Source organism: Lysobacter sp. TY2-98 (assembly GCF_003367355.1).
GTDB lineage: Bacteria > Pseudomonadota > Gammaproteobacteria > Xanthomonadales > Xanthomonadaceae > Cognatilysobacter.
In genome coordinates this window covers 517,482-537,698 of sequence record NZ_CP031413.1, presented here as the reverse complement: position 1 = coordinate 537,698, position 20,217 = coordinate 517,482, and the positions used below count along the sequence as shown (strand labels likewise).

Genomic DNA, 20,217 nt, shown 5'->3' with positions numbered 1-20,217 from the left:
GGCACACCGCTTGCCTAGCTCCTGCATCGGCACTCGTGCCGCCCGCCCGCAGGGCTTTGCATGATCGACAAGTCGCTCTACATCGCCATGACCGGCGCCAGCGCCTCGCTGCGCGCGCAGGCCAGCGTCGCGCAGAACCTCGCGAACGCCGACACCGTCGGCTTCCAGCAGCAGCTGGTCGCGACGAAGGCGGCGCCCGTCACGGGCCAGGGCCTTTCGTCGCGCGTAGCGACGATCCCGACGATGGCCGGCGTCTCCAGCGCTGCAGGCCAGTTGATCAATACGGGCAACGAACTGGACGTCGCACTACACCAGGATCGCTGGCTCGCGGTGCAGGCACCCGACGGGACCACCGCGTATACGCGCGCCGGTGATCTCAAGCTCACCGAGAACGGCCTGCTCACCACGTCGAACGGGCTGCCCGTTCTCGACTCCGGTGGCGCACCGCTTTCGATTCCGCCCTACCAGACGCTGACGATCGCCGGCGACGGCACGATCTCGATCGTTCCGCAGGGACAACCCGCGTCGACGATCACCGAATCCGGCCGCATCAAGGTGGTCGAGGCCAAGACCTCCGACCTCGTGCGCGGCGACGACGGCCTGATGCGCGCGAAGCCCGGCGCGGCCGATCCGCCGCAGGCGGCGGGCACGTCGCTCGTGAGCGGCGCGGTCGAAGGCAGCAACGTGAACCCCACCGACATGCTCGTGTCGATGATCCAGTACAGCCGCCAGTTCGAGATGCAGGTACGCGTCTTGCAAAGCGGTGACGAGAACGCCCGCAGCGGCAATTCGCTGCTCTCCTCGAAGTAACAGAGAACCGTCATGACCCAGGCTTTGTGGATCGCCAAGACCGGCCTCGACGCGCAGCAGACGCGCATGTCGGTCATTTCCAACAACCTCGCGAACGTCAATACGACCGGCTTCAAGCGCGATCGCGCGAACTTCGAGGATCTCCTCTATCAAACCGTTCGCCAGCCGGGCGGTTCGACGTCGGAGCAGACGCAGCTGCCCTCGGGCCTGCAGATCGGCACCGGCGTGCGCGTCGCCTCGACCGCGAAGAGCTTCGCGCAGGGCAATCTTTCGAACACGGGCAACGCGCTCGACGTCGCGGTGAACGGCCGCGGCTTCTTCGAAGTGCTGATGCCCGACGGCACATCCGCGTACACGCGCGACGGCTCGTTCCAGATCAACTCGCAGGGCGAGATGGTCACGAACGAAGGCTATCCCGTGCAGCCCGGCATCACGCTGCCGCAGGGCACGCAGAGCGTGACGATCGGCGCCGACGGCACGGTCACTGCGCAGGTCGAAGGCCAGGCCGCGCCGGTGCAGGTGGGTTCGCTCACGCTGGTCGACTTCGTCAATCCCGCCGGCCTCCAGGCCAAGGGCGAAAACCTCTACGCCGAAACCGGTGCCAGCGGTCCGCCGCAGCAGGGTAATCCGGGCACGTCCGGCCTCGGCACGCTGGTGCAGGGTTCGGTCGAAGGCTCGAACGTCAACGTGGTCGAAGAACTGGTGTCGATGATCGAGACGCAGCGCGCGTACGAGACCAACGCGAAGGCGATCTCCACCGTCGACAACATGCTCGGCTATCTCAACCAGAACCTGTAAGGCTTCGCGATGAAGACGCTCGCCCTCCTCTGCGCCCTCGCCTCGCTCACGGGCTGCGCCACCGCCATGGGCGACGTGCGCACGTTCCAGCAGGATCCCGCCGTGCCGACGTCGCAGCAGATCCACGCGCAGATGGCCGCGCAGACGGTGATGCGTGCGCAGTATGCGCAGCAACAGCAGCAGGCCACGATGCAGCCGGTTGCGATGGTTGCGACCGCAGGCGACGGCGGCGGCTCGATCTACAGCAATGCGGGCGCGACCGGCACGAAGACCATGCGCCTGTTCCAGGACAACAAGGCGCGCGACGTCGGCGACCTGCTGACGATCATCCTCGTCGAAACCACGACGGCGTCGACCAAGGCCAGCACGGCGATCAACAAACAGTCGGCGATCGACCTGTCGGCACCGACGATCGCGGGCCAGGGCGTCACGTACAAGGGCAAGAACATCCTGCAGGTCGGTGTCGACGGCAAGCGCGGTTTCAACGGCGCGGGCGACACCAAGCAGAGCAATTCGCTGGACGGCACGGTGTCGGTCACCGTCGTGCAGGACCTCGGCAATGGCAATCTGCTCGTGTCGGGCGAAAAGAAGATCCGCCTGAACCAGGGGGACGAAGTCGTGCAGTTCCAGGGCGTCGTGCGCACGTCCGACATCGCGGCCGACAACACCGTCAGCTCCGAACGCGTCGCCGACGCGAAGATCGTCTACGGCGGTCGCGGGCCGGTGTCGCGCAGCAATGCGATGGGCTGGCTGGATCGCTTCTTCAACTCCGCGCTGATGCCGTACTGAGGTCGCGACGATGAATCTTGTTTCGATGTGGCGTCGGTTGGCGCAACACAACGCACCGGTGGCGATCCCACGGCCTGCGCCTAGCTTCGCTCCGCTGACGCGCGCGGCCAATCCGTTCGAACTCGACGCCGCGCGCGACGCCGAGTTCGGTGTCACGCGCACGCCGCTCCGCAGTGGCGCCATGTCGCGCCTGCAGATGCTCCTCGCGGTCGTCGCGATGCTGCTCGTCGGCGCACCCGCGCATGCCGAACGCATCAAGGACCTCGCGCAGGTCGCCGGCGTGCGCGGCAACCCGCTGGTCGGCTACGGCCTCGTCGTCGGCCTCGACGGCTCGGGCGACCGCACCTCGCAGACGCAGTTCACCGTGCAGTCGTTGAAGTCGATGCTCGACCAGCTCGGCGTCACCATTCCGCCGGGCGTGAATCCGCAGCTCAAGAACGTCGCCGCCGTCGCGATCAGTGCCGAGCTTCCGCCGTACGCGAAGCCGGGCCAGAACATCGATGTCACCGTGTCGTCGATCGGCAACGCCGGTTCGCTGCGCGGCGGCACGCTGCTGATGGCGCCGCTCAAGGGCGCCGATGGACAGGTCTACGCGGTCGCGCAGGGTTCGCTCGTCATCAGCGGTTTCGGTGCGGGCGGCAAGGACGGCTCGCGCATCCAGGTCAACGCGACCAACGCCGGCACGATCCCGAACGGTGCGATCGTCGAACGCGCGGTGCCCGGCAATCCGCAGGGCGGCGCGGTCACGCTCAATCTCAACGATTCCGACTTCACCACGGCCTCGCGCATCGTCAGCGCGATCGATCGCACGTTCGGCCCCGGCCATGCACGCGCGGTCGACGGCGTGACCATCGAGATCGCGCCGCCGGCGATGGATCGCATCGCCTTCCTCGCCCAGCTCGAATCGCTCGACGTTTCACCGGGCGAGGCCGCCGCCAAGGTCATCGTGAATTCGCGCACCGGCACGGTGGTGATGGGCGGCAATGTCAGCGTGCTTCCGGCCGCGGTGTCGCATGGCTCGCTCACGGTGTCGATCACCGAGTCGGCGCAGGTCAGCCAGCCGAACGCGTTCGCGGGCGGCGGCACGGCCGTGGTGCCGCAGTCGACGATCCAGGCCACGCAGACCGGCGGCCGCATGTTCAAGTTCGAAGGCGGCACGTCGCTGGACGCCATCGTGCGCGCGGTGAATGCCGTCGGTGCGGCGCCGGGCGACATCGTCGCCATTCTCGAAGCGCTCAAGCGCGCAGGTGCGCTGAAGGCCGAGCTCGAGGTCATCTGACGACGGACTTCTGACGGTCGCCCGTGAAAGGCGGACGGCCGTCACGCGTTCCACCGCGTCCAAGGAAACCGGCCGCTGCGCCGATAACCACCGGAACACGGTCGCTCTACTCCGCACCGCCCACCCAGGAAGCCCCGCCGCCCGGCACACCGCTTGCATTGGTCCCGACATGCGCCTTCAAACCGCCATCGCCCTGGATCACGCACAGACGGCCTCGACGTCGCGGCCGGCTATGGAAAAGGCCGCCCACGAGCTGGAGACCCAGTTCGCGAGCATGCTCATCAAGTCGATGCGTGGCACATCGAGCGGCGATCCACTCGCCGGCGGCGACACCACGTATCGTGAGATGTACGACAACCAGCTCGCCAAGGAGCTGAGCAAGGGGCGCGGCCTCGGCCTCGCACCGATGATCATGAAGCAGCTGGAGCGCAGCACCGGGCAATCGTCGACGCCTGCGGTGCAGGGCCCGCTGCCCCTCGTGCGCCCGGCAGGCAGCTCGATTCCCCTGTCCGCGCCGTCGGGCCTTGCACCGATGAAGCTCGGTGAATCGCTGCAGCTCGCACCGTCGAGCAGCGGCGTCTCGATGAACACCCTGTCCGCACCGACGACGCCCGTCCCCGCGCCCACCGCCTCTGCCAGCACCGACGCCTGCGGTCCGCTCACGCCGATGGACTGCAGCAGCCCCGAAGCGTTCGTGAAGTCGCTGTGGCCCCATGCGAAGAAGGTCGCGCAGGAACTCGGCGTTTCGGCCAAGGCGCTGATCGCCCAAGCCGCGTTGGAAACGGGCTGGGGTCGCAAGCTCGTCGGCGGCAACGGCAACGTGTCGCACAACCTGTTCGGCATCAAGGCCGGCGGCGGCTGGAGCGGCAAGAGCGTGGCCTCGGCTACGCACGAATACGTCGACGGCGTGCGCCAGAGCCAGCGCGCGAATTTCCGTTCCTACAGCACGCCGGCGGACAGCTTCTCCGACTACGCGCGTCTGCTCGGCGGCGGCCGCTACGCGAATGCACGCGGCACCGGCGAGGATGCGCATGCATTCGCGTCCGCACTGCAACACGCGGGTTATGCAACGGATCCGTCGTACGCCAACAAGATCACCGCGATCGCGAACGGCGCCACCATGCGCCGCGCGCTCGCTGCACTGGGGAGTGCGTAAACCATGAGCGTGCTCTCCACCGGCACCAGCGCCCTGCTCGCCTTCCAGCGCGCGCTCGGCACCGTCAGCCACAACGTCGCCAACGTCAACACGGAAGGCTACTCGCGCCAGCGTGTCGATCTCGAAGCGCGGCCCGGGCAGAACGTCGGCGCGGGTTACGTCGGTTCCGGCGTGTCGATCCAGAAACTTCAGCGTCTTGCCGACGGCCTCAACTTCGCGCGCCAGGCCGACAGCAGCGGCGAACTCGGTCGCCTCAAGCAGCTCAGCACCTACGCCGATCGCCTCGACGGACTGTTCAGCAATTCGTCGACCGGGCTCGCGACGCCGTGGTCGAACTTCTACGGCACGGTGAAGGGCGTGGTGTCCGAGCCCGGCTCCAGCATCGCGCGCGGCGCCATGCTCGACTCGGCCGACCAGCTCGCGGCGCGTTTTCGCGCGATGGATTCGCAGCTGACGTCAATGGGCACCGAATCCGACCAGCGCCTCGCCGCGCAGGTCGACGTCGCCAACCAGCTCGCGACCGAAATCGCCAAGCTCAACGAACAGATCACCACGTCCGGCTCGAACGCGAGCCCGGACCTCATCGACCAGCGCGACCTGCGCATCGACAAACTCGCCGCACTGACCGGCGCGCAGGTCGTTCCGCAAGACGACGGTGCGTTGAACGTGTTCAGCGGCGGCCAGGCGCTCGTGCTGGGCGCACGCGCCGGGAAGCTGACACTCGCGCAGGATCCCTATCGCGCCGATCGCAAGGTGCTGTCAATGGACACGCCGGGCGGCGTGGTCAAGCTGCCGTCAGGTTCGCTGTCCGGCGAGATCGGTGGCCTGCTCGAATTCCGCGAGCGCGTGCTCGACCCCGCGCGTGCCGACCTCGGTCGCATGGCCACCGCGTTCGCCGTCTCGATGAACACGCAGAACCGCGCGGGCGTCGACTACACCGGCGCCGCGGGTGCCGACCTGTTCTCGATCGTGCCGCCGCCGGTCAACGCGAACGCACTGAATACCGGCACCGCGTCGTTCGCTGCGAGCATCACCGACGTCAGCGCGCTCAAGGGTTCGGACGTCGAGCTGCGCTTCAACGCCGGCACCTGGAGCGCGTTCCGCTCGGGCACGGGTCAAGCGCTGACGATGACCGGCACCGGCACGGCCGCGAGTCCGCTGGTGGTCGAAGGCGTATCGCTGGTCGTCAGCGGCGCCGCCGCCAACGGCGACAAGTTCACGCTGCGCCCGACCTCGGAAGCCGCGGGTTCGCTGCAGCTGATCCAGAAGGATCCGAACAAGATTGCGGCGGCGTCCCCGCTCACCGCGAAGATCGACACGACGAACCTCGGCAACGCCAAGCCGGGCACGATGCAGGTGACGGACGCCACGCAGTTCGCCTCGTTCACCACGGCGCAGATCGACTTCATCGACGCCACCCACTACACCATCGACGGCGGCGCGCCGCAGGTGTTCACGCCGGGCCAGCCGATCGCCGGCACCAGCTGGTCGATGGCGGTCGACGGCACGCCGGAAGCCGGCGACTCGTTCACGCTGTCGCGCACGCCGGCGAAGTCCACCGACAACAGCAATGCGCGCCTGCTCGCCGCACTCGACGACAAGACGGTGCTCGACGGCGGCACGATGGGCATGACCACCGGCCTGTCGCGCATCACCTCGCGCATCGGCTCGGACTCGGCCAATGCGCAGATGAACCTCGAGGCGCAGCAGGTGCTGCACGACCAGATCACCGCCGAACGCGATTCCGTGTCCGGCGTGAACCTCGACGAGGAAGCCGCGGACATGCTGCGCTACCAGCAGGCCTACCAGGCTGCGGCGCAGGTGATCTCCGCGGCCGACACCATGTTCCAGACGCTGCTCGGCGCCGTGCGCCGCTGATCCGGAGAACCGATCGCATGCGCATCTCCACCTCCGGCCTGTACCAGCAGGGACTCGCGGCGCTCATGCGCCACCAGACCGACATCTCGAAGACGCAGCAACAGCTCGCGACGGGCGTGAAGCTCACGCGCGCCGCCGACGATCCGGCCGGCATGGCGCAGGCGCAGCGCATCGACTACGCGGTGTCGCAGCTCGACAACTTCGAGAAGAGCGCCGGCCTGCTGCAGAACCGCCTGCAGGCACAGGAAGCCGCGCTCAGCGACGGCAACGACTACCTCACGCGCGTGCGCGAACTCGTCGTGCAGGCGAACAACGGCACGATGTCCGACTACGACCGCCAGATGGCGGCCTCGGAAATCCGCCACCTGCGCGCGAGCCTGATCGACGTCGCGAACCGCAACGACGGCAACGGACGTTCGCTGTTCGCCGGCCAGCGCGACGGCGTCGTGCCGTTCTCGGACGCGGCGGGCGTCGTAACTTACAACGGCGACGACGGCCAGAACCGCGTGGAAGTCTCCGCCGACATGGCGCTGGCCGACGCCGACCCGGGCAGCGCGGTGTTCATGCGCGCGCGCACCGGCGACGGCACGATCCGCGCGAGTGCCACCGCGGCGAACACCGGCACCGGCGTGCTGCAGTCCACCAGCGTCACCGATCCGGCCGCCTGGAACGGACGCACGCTCACCCTCGAATTCACCGCGCCCGGCGCATGGCGCGTGCTCGACGGCGCGACCGTGGTCGGCAGCGGCACCTACACCGATGGCGACACGCTGCAGGTCGCCGGCATCAAGACGCGCCTGACCGGCGCGCCCGCGACGGGCGACACCTTCACCCTGCAGTCCGCACCGCGCCAGGACGTGTTCACCACGCTCCAGACCCTGGCCGACGCGCTGGAAACACCGACGATCACTGCGCAGCAGAAGGCGCAGAACGGCAATGCGATGACGACCGCGCTGTCGGACATCACCGCTGCGCAGGAGCATTTCCTCAGCGTCCGTGCGACCACCGGCGCGCGGCTGGCCTCGCTCGACCAGGCCGCCGACGACCGCTCCGGCACCGCGCTCTCGCTCAAGGACACCCTCTCGGGCCTGCGCGACACCGACTACGCCGAGGCCAGCACCCGCCTGAGCCTGCAGATGACCGCCATCGAGGCCGCCCAGAAGACCATGCTGCGGGTACAGTCGATGTCCCTCTTCGACAAGCTGTAAAGTCGGCCGCATGCTGATCCCGACCCCGTGGCGACCGTACGCCGCCCCCCGGAACGCCATCGCATGAGCGAGCTTCCGCCCGCCCCGACCGAAGGCGAGAGCCTGTACGAGAAGTACATGCTCCATCACCCCGCGGACATCCGCGGCTGCCTGAAGCAGCTCGTCGACAAGCATTGCGTACTGCTCGTGCACGCGGCCGGCACCGAGAACGCGGTCTCCGTCGCGCTCGCCGTCGGCCCGTCGTCGATGTGGATCGACGTGCCGCGCGATGCGGCGCTCACCGAACAACTGCTCGCCGCCGATCGACTGCGCTTCGAAAGCTCGGTCGATCGCATCACCGTCCGCTTCGCCACCGGCGCCGCGCGCACCGGCACATACGAAGGCCTGCCCGCGCTCGAAGTGCCGATCCCGGTCAAGGTGATGCACCTGCAGCGTCGCGAGTACGTGCGTCGCGAGCCGCCGGGCACGGTGTCCTGCATTCTTCCGGTGAACGCGGAGGGCGGCGATCGTCGCGTCGTGCGCGCGAGCATCGCCGACATCGGCGGGGGTGGCCTTGCAGTACTCACCAGCGACGACGCCAGCATCGAGATCAACACCGGCGATTTGTTCCCCGGCGTGATCCTCGAACTGCCGGACCAGGAATCGATGACGGTGACGTTGCGCGTGCAGCATGCGCAGCGCATCGACCAGCGCGGTCGTCGCGTCTGGCGCGCAGGCTGCAGCTTCGTCGACCTCACCGTGCAGGACCAGGCGCGCCTGCTGCGTTACGTGATGCAGCTCGATCGCATGCACATGGCGAAGATGCGCGACGACTGACGCGCGTACCGCTGCGCTGCACGACGAAACGCGACGCCTTGTGCGTCGCGTTTTTCTTTTGGTGTCGACCTTCGTGCACAGCGCGCAAGTCATGCGCCCGGTACATCCGCGTCGTCGCACATACCCTCGATCGCGACACCGCGTCCATGAATTCGCCAGATGCGCGCGAATCCCGGCGAAAACTCAATTTTTCGCCGTCGCCGCCGATAACGTCGCCCCTCGATTTCGCGCATTCGATCTGCATCGCGTGCGAACGGCCGCTCAAGTTTTCCGCATCGCAGCCGAACGCGCATGCGCGGTGGCCGCGATGCGCATCACAACTCGCGCAAAAACGTCTTGACGCATGAAAGCGGCCTAAAGCCCGGCGCCGGGGATGCCGTTACTCACCACAGCAGCGGCGAAGGCAATCCCGCCGAACCCTGCGGAAACCGGCTCGAAAGGCTTTCGCCGCCCCGCCGGAACATAACTGGAGACAAGCAGAAATGGCCGCAATTAATACCAACGTGATGTCGCTGAACGCGCAGCGCAATCTGACGACCAGCGGTGCCAGCCTCGCCACCAGCATCCAGCGCCTGTCGTCGGGCCTGCGCATCAACAGCGCGAAGGACGACGCCGCCGGCCTCTCGATCTCCGAGCGCATGACCTCGCAGATCCGTGGCCTCGACCAGGCCGCCCGCAACGCCAACGACGGCGTGTCGCTCGCCCAGACGGCGGAAGGCGCCCTCGGCGAAGTCGGCAACAACCTGCAGCGTATCCGCGAGCTGGCCGTGCAGGCCTCGAACGGCACGAACTCGCAGTCGGACCGTGACGCGCTGAACGCCGAAGTCACGCAGCTGCAGTCGGAAATCCAGCGCGTGTCGGCCACCACCAAGTTCAACGGCGTGAACCTGCTCGACGGTTCGTTCGCCGGCGTCGCCTTCCAGGTCGGCGCGAACTCGGGCGAGACGATCACGGTCGCGTCGATCGCGAACGTGCAGACCTCGGCCCTCGGTGGCGCCGTCACGCGTTACTCGGGTTCGGTCGCCGCGTCGTCGGTCACCGGCTTCGCCACGGCGATCGCTGCGGGCGGCGTGACGATCAACGGTACCGACATCGGCGCGATCACCGCGGCCGGTAGCGCCCAGGAGCGCGTCGGCCAGCTCGCCGAAGCGATCAACCGCGTCTCCGCGCAGACCGGCGTCGGCGCCTCGTACGACCAGGCTTCGGGCCAGCTGACGCTCTCGTCGTCCGCCGCGATCACGATCGCCGGTACGACGAACAGCGCAACGGTTGCCGGCTTCGCCAACGCCTTCTCGGCGACGAGCTCGACCACCACCGGTATCGGCAACGTCAACGTGTCGTCCTTCGCTGGCGCACAGATGGCGATCGACGTCGCCGACGCGGCACTGAAGTCGGTGAACACCTCGCGTGCAAACCTCGGCGCGCTGCAGAACCGCTTCAGCTCGGTCGTGTCGAACCTCAACACCACCTCCGAGAACCTGTCCGCTTCGCGCAGCCGTATCCGCGACGCCGACTACGCCAAGGAAACCGCCGAGCTGTCGCGCACGCAGATCCTGCAGCAGGCCGGTACGGCGATGCTCGCCCAGGCGAACCAGGCGACGCAGGGCGTCCTCAGCCTGCTCCGCTAAGCGACTCTCCGCTGGAAAACTCGGCCCGGGATGCGTCATGCATCCCGGGTCGTTCCGGATAAGGCGACGTGTCCGACATCGCATCCGTCAAGCCCGCAGCATTACCTCCCACCTCGACGCCCGGCGCCGGGGTTTCGTCGTTGGCGCACGCCGCGCCGGTGGCACCCGCACCACCGCGCACGCCCGCCGCGCTGCAGAAGCAGCTCGACGATCTCCTCGCCGACAGCGACACCTCGCTGCGTTTCCGCGTGGACAGCGCGTCGCACCGCATCGTCGTTTCCGTGCTCGATCACGACGGCGCGGTAATCCTGCAGATTCCCGATGAGACCGCGCTCACGATCGCGCGCCGGCTCGCCCTGACCGGTTCGCTGCTCGACACACGCGCCTGAGTCGCCAAGGCCGCTAAAGCACGGCCCGAAGGCGCCGTTAACCAACCCGGGAAAGCGCCGCACCGTGGCGCACCGGAGGTTTCATGGCCAGCATTTCCGGCGGCGGGTCCATCGACGTCACCACGCTCGTCAGCCAGCTGATCGCCGCCGAGCGCGCGCCGACCGACAAGCGCTTCGACAAGGTGCAGACCACCGCGCAGGCGCAGATCTCCGCGTTCGGCCAGATCACCAGCGCGATGTCGAGCCTGCAGAGCGCGCTCAAGCGCTACGACGGCGACGGTGCCCTGCCCGGCCGCAAGGCGACGGTCGCGACGGACGCGGGTTACACCGCGAGCGCGACGTCGTCCGCGAAGCTCGGCAACTACCAGATCAGCGTCGAACGCCTCGCCACCGCGCACAAGTTGCAGGCCGCGCCGGCCGACAAGGTCGCGCAACTCGGCTACGGCCGCCTGAGCATCCAGGTCGGCACCGGCAATGCGGTCGACATCGACATCGCCGACGGCAGTGGCACGCTCGCCGGCATTCGCGATGCCATCAATTCCAAGATGAGCGCGCAGGGCGTCAACGCGACGATCGTGCACGGCGACGCGGGCGACGTGCTCACCATCGCGTCGACGAAAACCGGCAGCGCGGGTCAGCTCACGATCACGACGAGTGGCGGCGACGGCAACCTCGGCGTCTTGGCGACGACTGGCGGCACGATGACGCAGCTCTCGCCGGCCCAGGACGCGCAAGTGAAGATCGACGGCGTGCTGCGCACGTCGAGCTCGAACACGATCAGCGATGGCCTCGACGGCGTCACGCTCACGCTCACCAAGGCCGCGCCGAATACCCCGTTCGCGCTGGACGTCACCACCGATGCGAGCTCGCTCAAGGCATCGCTGCTGGTGTTCGTGAGTTCGTACAACACCGCGCTTAGCCAGATGCGCTCGCTCACGCAGGCCGGCTCCGACGGCAAGACCGCCGGCACGCTGGTCGGCGATGCGACGCCGCGCTCGATCATGCAGGGCATGCGCTCGATGATCTCGGGCGCGTACGGCGATCTGTCGAAGCTGGGCTTCAAGACCGCCGTCGACGGCTCGCTCACGCTCGATGGCGCGAAGTTCGACACCGCGATCGCGGCCGACCCCGCTGCCGTCAGCAAGATGTTCGGATCGAGCGCGCCGCTGGGCAAGCAGATGCGCAGCGCGATGGATTCCTGGGTCGGCACCGGCAGCGTTTTGAGCAGCCGTACCGATGGTCTGAATAAAAAGCTCAAGGATTTGCAGAAGCAGCGCGATAACTACGAGGTACACATCGATCAGCTGACCACGCAGTACCGCACGCAGTTCACCGCGCTCGATGCTCTCGTGAGCAAGCTGCAATCGACCAGCACGTACCTGTCGCAACAGCTGTCGTCGCTGCCCTCCTGATCGAGATTCCGAGCACCGCCATGAGCTATCACGCCGTCGCCAACCAGTACCGACAGACCGCCGTGTCGAGCGCGGTGCTCGACGCCGATCCGCATCGCCTCGTCGCCCTGATGTTCAACGGTCTGCGCGAACGCCTGCAGCTTGCGGCGGCCTGCATCGACGCCGGCAACGTCGCCCGCAAGGGTCAGGCGATCAGCGAGGCGTCGACGATCGTCGGCCACCTCGCCGGTTCGCTAAACATGGAAGCCGGCGGCGAGATCGCGCAGAACCTGCTCGCGCTCTACGACTACGTGCAGCGTCGCCTGCTCGAGGCGAACATCGCCAACGACACCGCCGCGCTGCGTGAATGCGATGGACTCATCGCGGACATCGAATCGGCCTGGAACGCGATCGCACCCGGCGCGCAGCCTGCCCGCGCGGCGACGATGGGAGCCGGCGCATGAGCACGCCGATGCTGCCCACCGACGCGATCCGCACCTGCATCGCCAACAATGATTTCGACGGCGCCCACGCGCTGCTGGTCGAGCACGAGACCGCGCTGCGCGCGAGTTTCGAAACCGGTTCCGAGGTCGAGAAGAGCTGTCGCGAATCGTGGCTCGAACTGCTCACCGCGCAGCGTTCGCTGATCGAAGAGCTGCGCAACGCACGCGACGACGCGCAGCGCACGCTCGAGCGCATGGGCCGCGACGGCCGCGCGATCAAGGCCTACCTGGCCTGATGAGCGCCGACGCCGCGCGCGACTCGCTGTTCGGCGACGCGATCGCCAGCGAGGACGCGCGGCCGCTCTCGATCCTTCCGCCGCTCCCCGAAGCGCGTCAGCGCGCCGCCCTAGCGCGCGGTGAAGCGCTGATGCGCGCGCTCGCGCTTGTCGACGAGGCCCGCGCCGACGACGACGCCGAACCCGGATCCGATCCCGCGGTCCGCCGGCTCGAAGCCAAGGTCGACCTGCTGGTCGGCCTGGTCGGCGCACTGATGCAGCGCGACCAGCCTGCCGATCCGGTGCGTCCACTCGACTGGTCCGCGCGCGGCGCCGCGGTGTCCCTCGGCCCCGACGACACCGTGCCCGCCGTCGGCGACGCCGTCGTCCTGCGCCTGCAGCCGTCCGACACGCTGCCGGAAGCCCTGCTCCTGCCCGCCCACGTGCTGGCGATCGACAGCGGTCCCGACGGCGCCCGCGCCTGGCTGCGCTTCGACCCCTTGCCCACCGGCCTGGAAGCGCTGCTCGAGCGCCATCTGTTCCGCCTGCACCGTCGGGCCGTCGCCGAGCGTCGACGCCAGCGCTGAGCGCCGCGTCTTGGCGCGATCCGGCCGCTCGGCTAAGGTGCGGCCACCTCCCCCGATCCGAGCTGCGTGCGCGTCCTCATCTGCGACGACCACACCCTGATCCGCGCCGGCCTGCGCCGGCTCGTCGAGTCGTTCGACGGGATCGAGGTGGTCGGCGAAGCGGCGAGCGGCGACGAAGCCGTGATGCGCACGCGCGACCTGCATCCGCATGTGGTGCTGCTCGACCTCTCCATGCCCGGCCGCAACGGCTTCGACACGCTGGAGGAACTGCGGCGCGTCGCGCCGGACACCGCGGTCGTGATCATGTCCATGCACGACGACGGTGCCCACGTACGGGAAGCGCTTGCGCGGGGCGCGCAGGGGTTCGTGGTCAAGGAAGCCGCGCCGGCGGAGCTGGACATCGCCCTGCGCGCCGCATTCGCCGGCCGCGTCTTTCTCAGCCCGCAGGTGTCGACGGCGATGCTCGGCGATGCCGGCGCGCGTCCGCGCAAGGGCACCGATCCTGCCACCTTGCCGCCGCGGCAGCGCGAGATCCTGGCCGCGCTCGGCGCGGGTCGCACGACCAAGCAAATCGCTGCGGACCTCGGCATCTCGGTCAAGACCGTGGAAACGCATCGCGCGCGCCTGATGGAAGCGCTCGGCTGCCGCAACGCGGTCGAGCTGGTGCGCACCGCGGTGCAGTGGAGTTCGCGGGTGCCGTCGAAGGACGCGTCCTCGCCCTGAGCGAGCCCGACCGTTCGTCGGGCAACTGTTCAGCTAGCCCACCGGACCGGCCGCGCTTTTTCGGAGGCCGCCACATTTCGCGTCGAAATACCGGCAGCGGCGTAGGGCATTCCCCGACAGCCCCGACATCTCCCGTGGCCGCCGCGTCGGGATCGCCCTGATCTGGCGTCTGGCACGGCTCCTGCACGATGCGCTGCAGGATTCATGCCGTACTAACGAAACCGGTCCAGGGAGAGTCGAATGAAAGCGTCGGTTCGCGCGCAGATGTCGCAGTCGCTCAACCTGACGCCGCAGCTCCTGCAGTCGATCCGGCTGCTGCAGCTGACCGCCCCCCAGCTCGAAATGGAGCTGCGCCAGGCGCTGGACCGGAATCCGATGCTGGAACTCGACGAAGGCGACGAGGCCGGCGAGACCGATGCGGACAGCCGTGAGGCCGCGTCGGACGAAGCATCGTTCGAAGCTTCGGCCTGGGACGAGCTTCCGGAACCGCAGTTCCTGTCGGGCATGAGTGGCGGCGTCACCGTGGGGGATGACGACGCCACCGCCCGGATCGCCGACGGCGAATTCAGCGACTGGCGCCTGCGCCTGCTGAAGGAGCTGCGCCTCGACTGGTCGGCCGGCGACCTGCTGATCGCCGCGTGGTGGCTGGACCGCACCGCGGACTCCGGCCTGCTGGAAGGCGAGCTCGCCACCCTGACCGCTGAGGGCGCCGCGGAACTCGGCGTCGATGCGAAAGCCATGGAAATCGTCCGCCTGCGCCTGCTGCACGGCGACTGGGCGGGCCTCTGCGCGGTCGACGCCTGCGAGTGCCTGGTCGCGCAGCTCCATCGCCTGCCCGCCTGCGGCGAACGCGATCTCGCCGGGCGCATCGTCCGCGATCACCTCGCCACCCTCGCCCGCCACGACGGCCGCGCCCTGGCGGATGCACTCGACTGCAGCGTCGAAGCCGCGAACGCGGCGGTCGCGTTGATCCTCTCGCTCGACGCCTGCCCGGTGCCCGAGCCTTCGATCCGCGACGACGATCACGTCGTGCCGGACGTCGTGGTGCGCAAGCTCGGCGGGCAATGGCGCGTGAACCTCAACGGCAGGACGCTTCCGAAAGTGCGCATCTCCGCGCATTGCGAATCCGGCCTGTCCGGTGCCAGTGGCGACGTCTCCGCGCTCCGCGGTCTTCTGGACGAAGCACGGTGGCTGGTGCGCGGCATCGCCATGCGCAACGACACGTTGCTGCGCACGACCCAGGTGCTGGTGGAACGTCAGCGGGCCTTCCTCGATCAGGGCGAAGAGGCGATCGCGCCGCTGACCCTGCGCGAAGTCGCCGACGCGATCGGCATGCACGAGTCGACGGTCTCGCGCATCACCACCGGCAAGTACATCCAGACCCCGCGCGGCACCTTCGAGCTCAAGCGCCTGTTCGCGGTGCGGCTGGAGGGTGCGGACGTCTCGGGCGCGGCGGTGAAGGCGATGGTCAAGCGCCTGATCGACGCCGAGTTGCCGCATGCCCCGCTCGCCGACGAGACGATCGCCGGCCTGCTCGCGCGACAGGGCGTGCGCATCGCGCGTCGTACGGTGGCAAAGTATCGCGACCAGCTGGACATCGCCCCCGCGCGGGCACGCCAGCGCCCCGTGGCCGCATACGCGGCCCGGTGAGGGATCCGAGGAGAACTGCATGCTGAGCGTCCTGCTGGTCGACGACCACGAAGGCTTCATCAACGCGGCCGTGCGCCACCTGCGCCGGCTCGACTGGGTGAACATCGTCGGGTCCGCCGGCAATGGCATCGAAGCGATCGCGCAGTGCGAAGCGCTGCGTCCCGACGTCGTGCTGATGGACCTCGCCATGCCCGAGATGGGGGGCCTTCAGGCCACGCGCCTGATCAAGGCGCAGGACGCCCCGCCCTACGTCGTCATCGCCAGCCATTTCGACGATGCCGAACACCGTGAGCACGCGCTGCGCGCCGGTGCCGACGCCTTCGTCAGCAAGCTCTCCTACATCCACGACGTCATGCCGCTGCTCGAGAAGTTGGCCGGGCGCGCGGCGGAGGTCGGAGCGACCGAATGAGCGAGTCGCGCATCCTGGTGGTGGATGGCGACATGGCGCGCGCAGAACGCGTCGCCACCCTGCTGGAATTCATGGACTTCACCCCGCGCCTCGTCGCCGACGCGGCCGACCTCGACCTCGCGCGCTCGAAGGCGACGGACTGGGTCGCGATCGTGGCGGGTGACGTCGGTGACCCGGGCGCGTGGTCGGCGTTCGTCGACTGGTTGTCGCGCCAGCCGTTGCACTCACCGCTGATGGTGTTGCCCGGCCACGACGAGCGCGCGCCGTGGCGTTCGCTGGTGCACCCCGATTCGGTTTGGCCGCTCGACTACCCGATCCGTCGTCCGCAACTGCAGGAAGCGTTGCGTCGCGCCAGCCTCAAGCGCATCGACGACGAGGAACGCCAAGACAAGCAGAGCGTCGGGCCGACCGGTTCGTCGGAAGCGGTCACGCGACTCAATCGCATGATCGACCAGGTCGCCGGCTTCGATACGACCGTGCTGATCCTCGGCGAGTCGGGGACGGGTAAAGAAGTCGCGGCGCGCACCATCCATGAGCGATCGAAGCGCGCCGGCAAGCCGTTCGTCGCGATCAACTGCGGCGCAATTCCCGCGGACCTGCTCGAAAGCGAACTGTTCGGCCACGAGAAGGGCGCGTTCACCGGTGCGCTGACGCAACGCAAGGGCCGGTTCGAAATGGCCGAGGGCGGCACGCTGCTGCTCGACGAAATCGGCGACATGCCGATGGCGATGCAGGTGAAGCTGCTTCGCGTCCTGCAGGAACGCACGTTCGAACGCGTGGGCGGCACGCAGGTGTATTCCTGCAACGTACGTGTCGTCGCCGCGACGCACCGCAACCTCGAGGACCAGATCGCCAAGGGCGGCTTCCGCGAGGATCTCTTCTATCGCCTCAACGTCTTCCCGATCGAAATGCCTGCCCTGCGCGAGCGCACGGAAGACCTGCCCGACCTGATCTCCGCCATCACCAAGCAGCTCGCCGAAAGCGGGCGCGGCCGCGTCGCGTTGACGGGCGAAGCCGTGAACGTGCTCAAGCACTATCACTGGCCCGGCAACGTGCGCGAGCTGCACAACCTGCTCGAACGTCTCGCCGTGTTGCATCCGAACAGCCAGGTGCGTGCGACGGACTTGCCGGCGCGCTATCGCGCGGGTGTCGCCGAGCTCCCCGTGGAGCCGGCGATGACGAATCCGACGCCCGCCACGGTGATCGCCGCGACGCGTGCGACGCCCTCCTCTGCGCCGGCCGCGGGTGCCGCCGACCCGTCGACCATCAATCCCCGCGCAACGCTTCCGCCGGAAGGTCTCGACCTCAAGAGCCACATGGCCGAGCTCGAACTCGAGTTGATCCAGGCCGCGTTGCAGCAGGCGAACGGCGTGGTCGCGCACGCCGCGCCGCTGCTCGGTCTGCGTCGTACGACGCTGGTGGAAAAGCTCCGCAAATACGGGATCGACCGCGACGCGGATTGAGTTTTGCTGACCAGTCGCGAAGCTCGAGCGCCGCTACCTGGGGGAGATGCAGCACCGCGAGGGTGACGCACCGTTACCTACCTAGTCGGCGTGAGCCTCTTGAGCCTCGCGCGACATGATGCAGTTCGCACTTCAGTCGCCCGATCGTTGTCAGAACTGCCGATCCAACGGGCTCAGCACCGCGCCCGCGCCGCGGCCCAGCACGTGCGTATAGATCTGCGTCGTCCCGAGATCCTTGTGACCCAGAAGCTCCTGTACGGTGCGAATGTCCTGTCCAGCTTCGAGCAGATGCGTCGCGAACGAGTGTCGCAATGTATGGCAGGTCGCAGGCTTGGTGATCCCGGCGAGCGTGCGCGCCTTCTTGACCGCGCGTTGCAGTGAACTGTCGTCGACGTGATGTCGATGCGCCCGCTTCGTACGCGGGTCGACCGATCGGTTCGCGGACGCGAACACGAACTGCCAGCCCGCCTCTCGCGCTGCATTCGGATACTTCTTCGCGAGCGCGTGCGGCAGTTTCGCTTCGCCGAAACCCTCCGCGAGATCATGACGGTGCAACAGCAGTGCCCGCTCGATCGCACGACGCAGATCCTCGCGCAATGCCTGTGGAAGCGGCACCCGACGATCCTTGTCGCCCTTTCCCTCACGCACGAGAATCTCGCCACGCTCGAAGTCCACGTCCTTGATGCGGAGACGCGTGCACTCCATCAAGCGCATGCCGGTGCCGTAGAGCAATGCCGTCATCAGTCGCGCCTGGCCGTCCATCGCACCGAGCAGTCGATCGACTTCGGCACGTGACAACACGACCGGCAAGCGTCGCGGACGCTTCGCACGCACCACGTCCTGCATCCATGGCAGCTTGAGCCCGAGCACTTCGCGATACAGGAAAAGCAACGCCGCCAGCGCCTGATTCTGCGTGCCGGATGCGACGTCATCGCGCGCCGCGAGGTCCGTCAGGAAGCGTTCGACCTCGGCGCCGCCAAGCTCGCGAGGATGACGACGACCGTTCGCGAGAACGAAGCGTCGCACCCAGCTGACGTAGGCACGCTCCGTGCGCAGGCTGTAGTGTCGGACGCGGACGCGCTCGCGGACGAGATCCAGCAGGCGCTTGCCGCCAGCGTCGGCGGGCGGTTTGAAGCGCGTCGGTGTCGATGCACCCTCGCCGTCTGGAGGATCACCTAGCCAGTGGATCCGGGATTCAGTGGCGGGCAGTTGTGCGTCAGGCGAATTGGAGACCGCCTCCCTCGGGCCGCCCTTGGGCCGCGTCCCGCCTCCAGCAGCCGATGACGTCGGGAGATGCGTTCGTGTGTCCGGCCATCGGCCGTTCGTCGAACGAAACCGGTAGTCGTCCGACGGCGGATCCTCCGCCACGCCCCACCCCAAGCGCCGACCGATTCCTCTGTAAAGCGCGACCAAAGCATCCATGCTACGTAACGTCCCCAACACGACGCGGAAGATGGGGTAATGGTTCAGCGCATTGGTTGCGTAGTCGCTAGGGTCGTGATGCTTCTGGGTGTCAGAACAATCCGATCCGGGCGGTGGAGGCTTACCGCTCCCGCAGTCGGGCGGTATCGAGTTGGGATGGCGCAAGCCGTACGAATTGCTGGGTCAGACGACCGCAAGTCACACGTTCCGATAACCCACTGATTTCTAAGGTCTGGTGTGCGATCCTTTTCCGAGCAACGTGGCGCGTGTCTTTACCGCCCGACTTTTTGAAGAGAATCGGTGTTAGGCCCCAAAAGGAGAGATCATGACTATCCGAATCAAAGGTCTGGTTGCTCGCAACAATGGCGGCGACGGCATCCGCATCGAAGGCGATGTACATGTCGATGCCGAAGATCTTCTCGTAGAGGGGAACGGCGGCAGCGGCATTGCAATCTTGCGCCATGCTCCCCTACTGGAACAGCTCGGCCTTCCTCGGGACACTGATCCTCAAGCGCTTGCTCGTTTGCTCCATGAACTTCAGGGCATTCGACCCGCCAAGCGCGAAGAACACGCAGCCAAGAGCAGCTTGCTCCGCAAGGTTGGGGGCGGCGCGGCCGGCATGGTCGCGTTTGCAGCAAACGTGGCCACACTCGCCGCTAGCCCTCAAGTGTCGCAACTTATTCAGCGGCTCTCGTCGTAACGGGGTTGTGGCCTAACAATTCGTCCAAGCCGACGCCGCTTCGCGGCGCGGCTTAACTCAGGTGTTAGCGCCCACGCCGGCTTGCATTGCGGTTGTCGGGTGAATCGCTTTTCCAAATTTTTTGGCTTACGGCCACATCGGTTTGCAGGTTCATAGCTGCAAGCTCGCGCTGCTCCGTATTCGTCAGGTCGTTGCTGTTCTACGAACGGCAGCGCCAACTTGCCGGCGGCCATCGGTCCGGCAGCTCAGTCTTCCTCGCCTTGCGGCGCGCCTGCGGCGCCCCGATCCGCCTTGCTCGCGGTCATCGCTTTCGTGCCACACTTTTGCCTCGTGGAGCAGCGGGGCCAGCATCTCGGCTGCGTGGGCTCTAACTAGTCGTTCAAGCCGACGCCGCTTCGCGGCG

At 67.6% G+C, this 20,217-nt stretch carries 20 protein-coding genes; 19 read left to right on the top strand and 1 reads right to left on the bottom strand.

Annotated features, from left to right (window positions below; translation table 11 throughout):
- Positions 1-63 precede the first annotated feature (63 nt).
- From DWG18_RS02625 to DWG18_RS02540, 18 genes are all read left to right on the top strand, one after another.
- On the top strand, positions 64-810 hold the full coding sequence (locus tag DWG18_RS02625; protein WP_115647998.1) for a flagellar basal body rod protein FlgF: 747 nt from the start codon (positions 64-66) through the stop codon (positions 808-810).
- A 12-nt stretch (positions 811-822) separates the two neighbouring features.
- The gene (gene flgG, locus DWG18_RS02620; RefSeq protein WP_115645141.1) at positions 823-1,608 is read left to right on the top strand and encodes a flagellar basal-body rod protein FlgG; all 786 of its coding nucleotides are present in this window, start codon (positions 823-825) and stop codon (positions 1,606-1,608) included.
- 9 nt (positions 1,609-1,617) lie between these two features.
- Entirely contained in the window at positions 1,618-2,397 is a 780-nt protein-coding gene (locus DWG18_RS02615; RefSeq protein ID WP_240318579.1) for a flagellar basal body L-ring protein FlgH, read from the top strand.
- 181 nt (positions 2,398-2,578) lie between these two features.
- Positions 2,579-3,676 (top strand): flagellar basal body P-ring protein FlgI, encoded by a 1,098-nt coding sequence (locus tag DWG18_RS02610; protein WP_115647996.1) that lies wholly within the window; start codon positions 2,579-2,581, stop codon positions 3,674-3,676.
- 169 nt (positions 3,677-3,845) lie between these two features.
- A complete protein-coding gene (gene flgJ, locus DWG18_RS02605) occupies positions 3,846-4,832 on the top strand; it encodes a flagellar assembly peptidoglycan hydrolase FlgJ (protein WP_115645140.1) in 987 nt (328 codons plus the stop codon).
- A gap of 3 nt (positions 4,833-4,835) precedes the next feature.
- The gene (gene flgK, locus DWG18_RS02600) at positions 4,836-6,710 is read left to right on the top strand and encodes a flagellar hook-associated protein FlgK (RefSeq protein ID WP_115645139.1); all 1,875 of its coding nucleotides are present in this window, start codon (positions 4,836-4,838) and stop codon (positions 6,708-6,710) included.
- 17 nt (positions 6,711-6,727) lie between these two features.
- Positions 6,728-7,918: a flagellar hook-associated protein FlgL gene (gene flgL / locus DWG18_RS02595; RefSeq protein WP_115645138.1), complete on the top strand. Its 1,191-nt coding sequence runs from the start codon at positions 6,728-6,730 to the stop codon at positions 7,916-7,918.
- Between the two features lie 63 nt (positions 7,919-7,981).
- Positions 7,982-8,734 (top strand): flagellar brake protein, encoded by a 753-nt coding sequence (locus DWG18_RS02590; protein ID WP_115645136.1) that lies wholly within the window; start codon positions 7,982-7,984, stop codon positions 8,732-8,734.
- Between the two features lie 482 nt (positions 8,735-9,216).
- A complete protein-coding gene (locus DWG18_RS02585; RefSeq protein WP_115645134.1) occupies positions 9,217-10,362 on the top strand; it encodes a flagellin in 1,146 nt (381 codons plus the stop codon).
- Between the two features lie 68 nt (positions 10,363-10,430).
- Entirely contained in the window at positions 10,431-10,751 is a 321-nt protein-coding gene (locus DWG18_RS02580) for a flagellar protein FlaG (protein WP_115645132.1), read from the top strand.
- An 83-nt stretch (positions 10,752-10,834) separates the two neighbouring features.
- On the top strand, positions 10,835-12,163 hold the full coding sequence (fliD, locus tag DWG18_RS02575) for a flagellar filament capping protein FliD (RefSeq protein ID WP_115645130.1): 1,329 nt from the start codon (positions 10,835-10,837) through the stop codon (positions 12,161-12,163).
- 20 nt (positions 12,164-12,183) lie between these two features.
- Positions 12,184-12,606, top strand: a complete 423-nt coding sequence (gene fliS, locus DWG18_RS02570) for a flagellar export chaperone FliS (RefSeq protein WP_115645128.1) — start codon at positions 12,184-12,186, stop codon at positions 12,604-12,606.
- Positions 12,603-12,881 (top strand): hypothetical protein, encoded by a 279-nt coding sequence (locus tag DWG18_RS02565; RefSeq protein WP_115645127.1) that lies wholly within the window; start codon positions 12,603-12,605, stop codon positions 12,879-12,881. Before fliS ends, DWG18_RS02565 begins: the two co-directional genes overlap by 4 nt.
- A complete protein-coding gene (locus tag DWG18_RS02560; RefSeq protein WP_115645125.1) occupies positions 12,881-13,447 on the top strand; it encodes a PilZ domain-containing protein in 567 nt (188 codons plus the stop codon). The genes DWG18_RS02565 and DWG18_RS02560 overlap by 1 nt, the downstream gene beginning before the upstream one ends.
- Positions 13,448-13,513: 66 nt before the next feature.
- Positions 13,514-14,170 carry a response regulator transcription factor gene (locus DWG18_RS02555; protein WP_115645123.1) on the top strand — a complete coding sequence of 219 codons (657 nt, stop codon included), beginning with the start codon at positions 13,514-13,516 and terminating at the stop codon, positions 14,168-14,170.
- A gap of 240 nt (positions 14,171-14,410) precedes the next feature.
- Positions 14,411-15,820 (top strand): RNA polymerase factor sigma-54, encoded by a 1,410-nt coding sequence (gene rpoN, locus DWG18_RS02550; protein ID WP_115645121.1) that lies wholly within the window; start codon positions 14,411-14,413, stop codon positions 15,818-15,820.
- Between the two features lie 19 nt (positions 15,821-15,839).
- Entirely contained in the window at positions 15,840-16,229 is a 390-nt protein-coding gene (locus tag DWG18_RS02545; protein ID WP_115645119.1) for a response regulator transcription factor, read from the top strand.
- A complete protein-coding gene (locus tag DWG18_RS02540) occupies positions 16,226-17,692 on the top strand; it encodes a sigma-54 dependent transcriptional regulator (RefSeq protein ID WP_115645117.1) in 1,467 nt (488 codons plus the stop codon). The genes DWG18_RS02545 and DWG18_RS02540 overlap by 4 nt, the downstream gene beginning before the upstream one ends.
- A gap of 150 nt (positions 17,693-17,842) precedes the next feature.
- Here DWG18_RS02540 and DWG18_RS02535 read toward each other — a convergent pair whose 3' ends face one another.
- The gene (locus tag DWG18_RS02535; RefSeq protein WP_240318626.1) at positions 17,843-18,793 is read right to left on the bottom strand and encodes an integron integrase; all 951 of its coding nucleotides are present in this window, start codon (positions 18,791-18,793) and stop codon (positions 17,843-17,845) included.
- Positions 18,794-19,439: 646 nt separating this feature from the next.
- On the opposite strand from DWG18_RS02535, the gene DWG18_RS15190 reads away from it, so the two are divergent.
- Entirely contained in the window at positions 19,440-19,814 is a 375-nt protein-coding gene (locus DWG18_RS15190) for a hypothetical protein (protein WP_162823678.1), read from the top strand.
- Positions 19,815-20,217: the final 403 nt, after the last annotated feature.

Bases quoted from the DNA above. Each gene is read 5' to 3' on its own strand.
- DWG18_RS15190 (WP_162823678.1), top strand. From the start codon at position 19,440: ATGACTATCCGAATCAAAGGTCTGGTTGCTCGCAACAATGGCGGCGAC.
- DWG18_RS02540 (WP_115645117.1), top strand. From the start codon at position 16,226: ATGAGCGAGTCGCGCATCCTGGTGGTGGATGGCGACATGGCGCGCGCA.
- fliD (WP_115645130.1), top strand. From the start codon at position 10,835: ATGGCCAGCATTTCCGGCGGCGGGTCCATCGACGTCACCACGCTCGTC.
- flgG (WP_115645141.1), top strand. From the start codon at position 823: ATGACCCAGGCTTTGTGGATCGCCAAGACCGGCCTCGACGCGCAGCAG.
- DWG18_RS02610 (WP_115647996.1), top strand. From the start codon at position 2,579: ATGTCGCGCCTGCAGATGCTCCTCGCGGTCGTCGCGATGCTGCTCGTC.
- DWG18_RS02590 (WP_115645136.1), top strand. From the start codon at position 7,982: ATGAGCGAGCTTCCGCCCGCCCCGACCGAAGGCGAGAGCCTGTACGAG.
- flgK (WP_115645139.1), top strand. From the start codon at position 4,836: ATGAGCGTGCTCTCCACCGGCACCAGCGCCCTGCTCGCCTTCCAGCGC.
- flgJ (WP_115645140.1), top strand. From the start codon at position 3,846: ATGCGCCTTCAAACCGCCATCGCCCTGGATCACGCACAGACGGCCTCG.
- DWG18_RS02560 (WP_115645125.1), top strand. From the start codon at position 12,881: ATGAGCGCCGACGCCGCGCGCGACTCGCTGTTCGGCGACGCGATCGCC.
- fliS (WP_115645128.1), top strand. From the start codon at position 12,184: ATGAGCTATCACGCCGTCGCCAACCAGTACCGACAGACCGCCGTGTCG.
- DWG18_RS02615 (WP_240318579.1), top strand. From the start codon at position 1,618: ATGAAGACGCTCGCCCTCCTCTGCGCCCTCGCCTCGCTCACGGGCTGC.
- DWG18_RS02545 (WP_115645119.1), top strand. From the start codon at position 15,840: ATGCTGAGCGTCCTGCTGGTCGACGACCACGAAGGCTTCATCAACGCG.
- DWG18_RS02565 (WP_115645127.1), top strand. From the start codon at position 12,603: ATGAGCACGCCGATGCTGCCCACCGACGCGATCCGCACCTGCATCGCC.
- flgL (WP_115645138.1), top strand. From the start codon at position 6,728: ATGCGCATCTCCACCTCCGGCCTGTACCAGCAGGGACTCGCGGCGCTC.
- rpoN (WP_115645121.1), top strand. From the start codon at position 14,411: ATGAAAGCGTCGGTTCGCGCGCAGATGTCGCAGTCGCTCAACCTGACG.
- DWG18_RS02585 (WP_115645134.1), top strand. From the start codon at position 9,217: ATGGCCGCAATTAATACCAACGTGATGTCGCTGAACGCGCAGCGCAAT.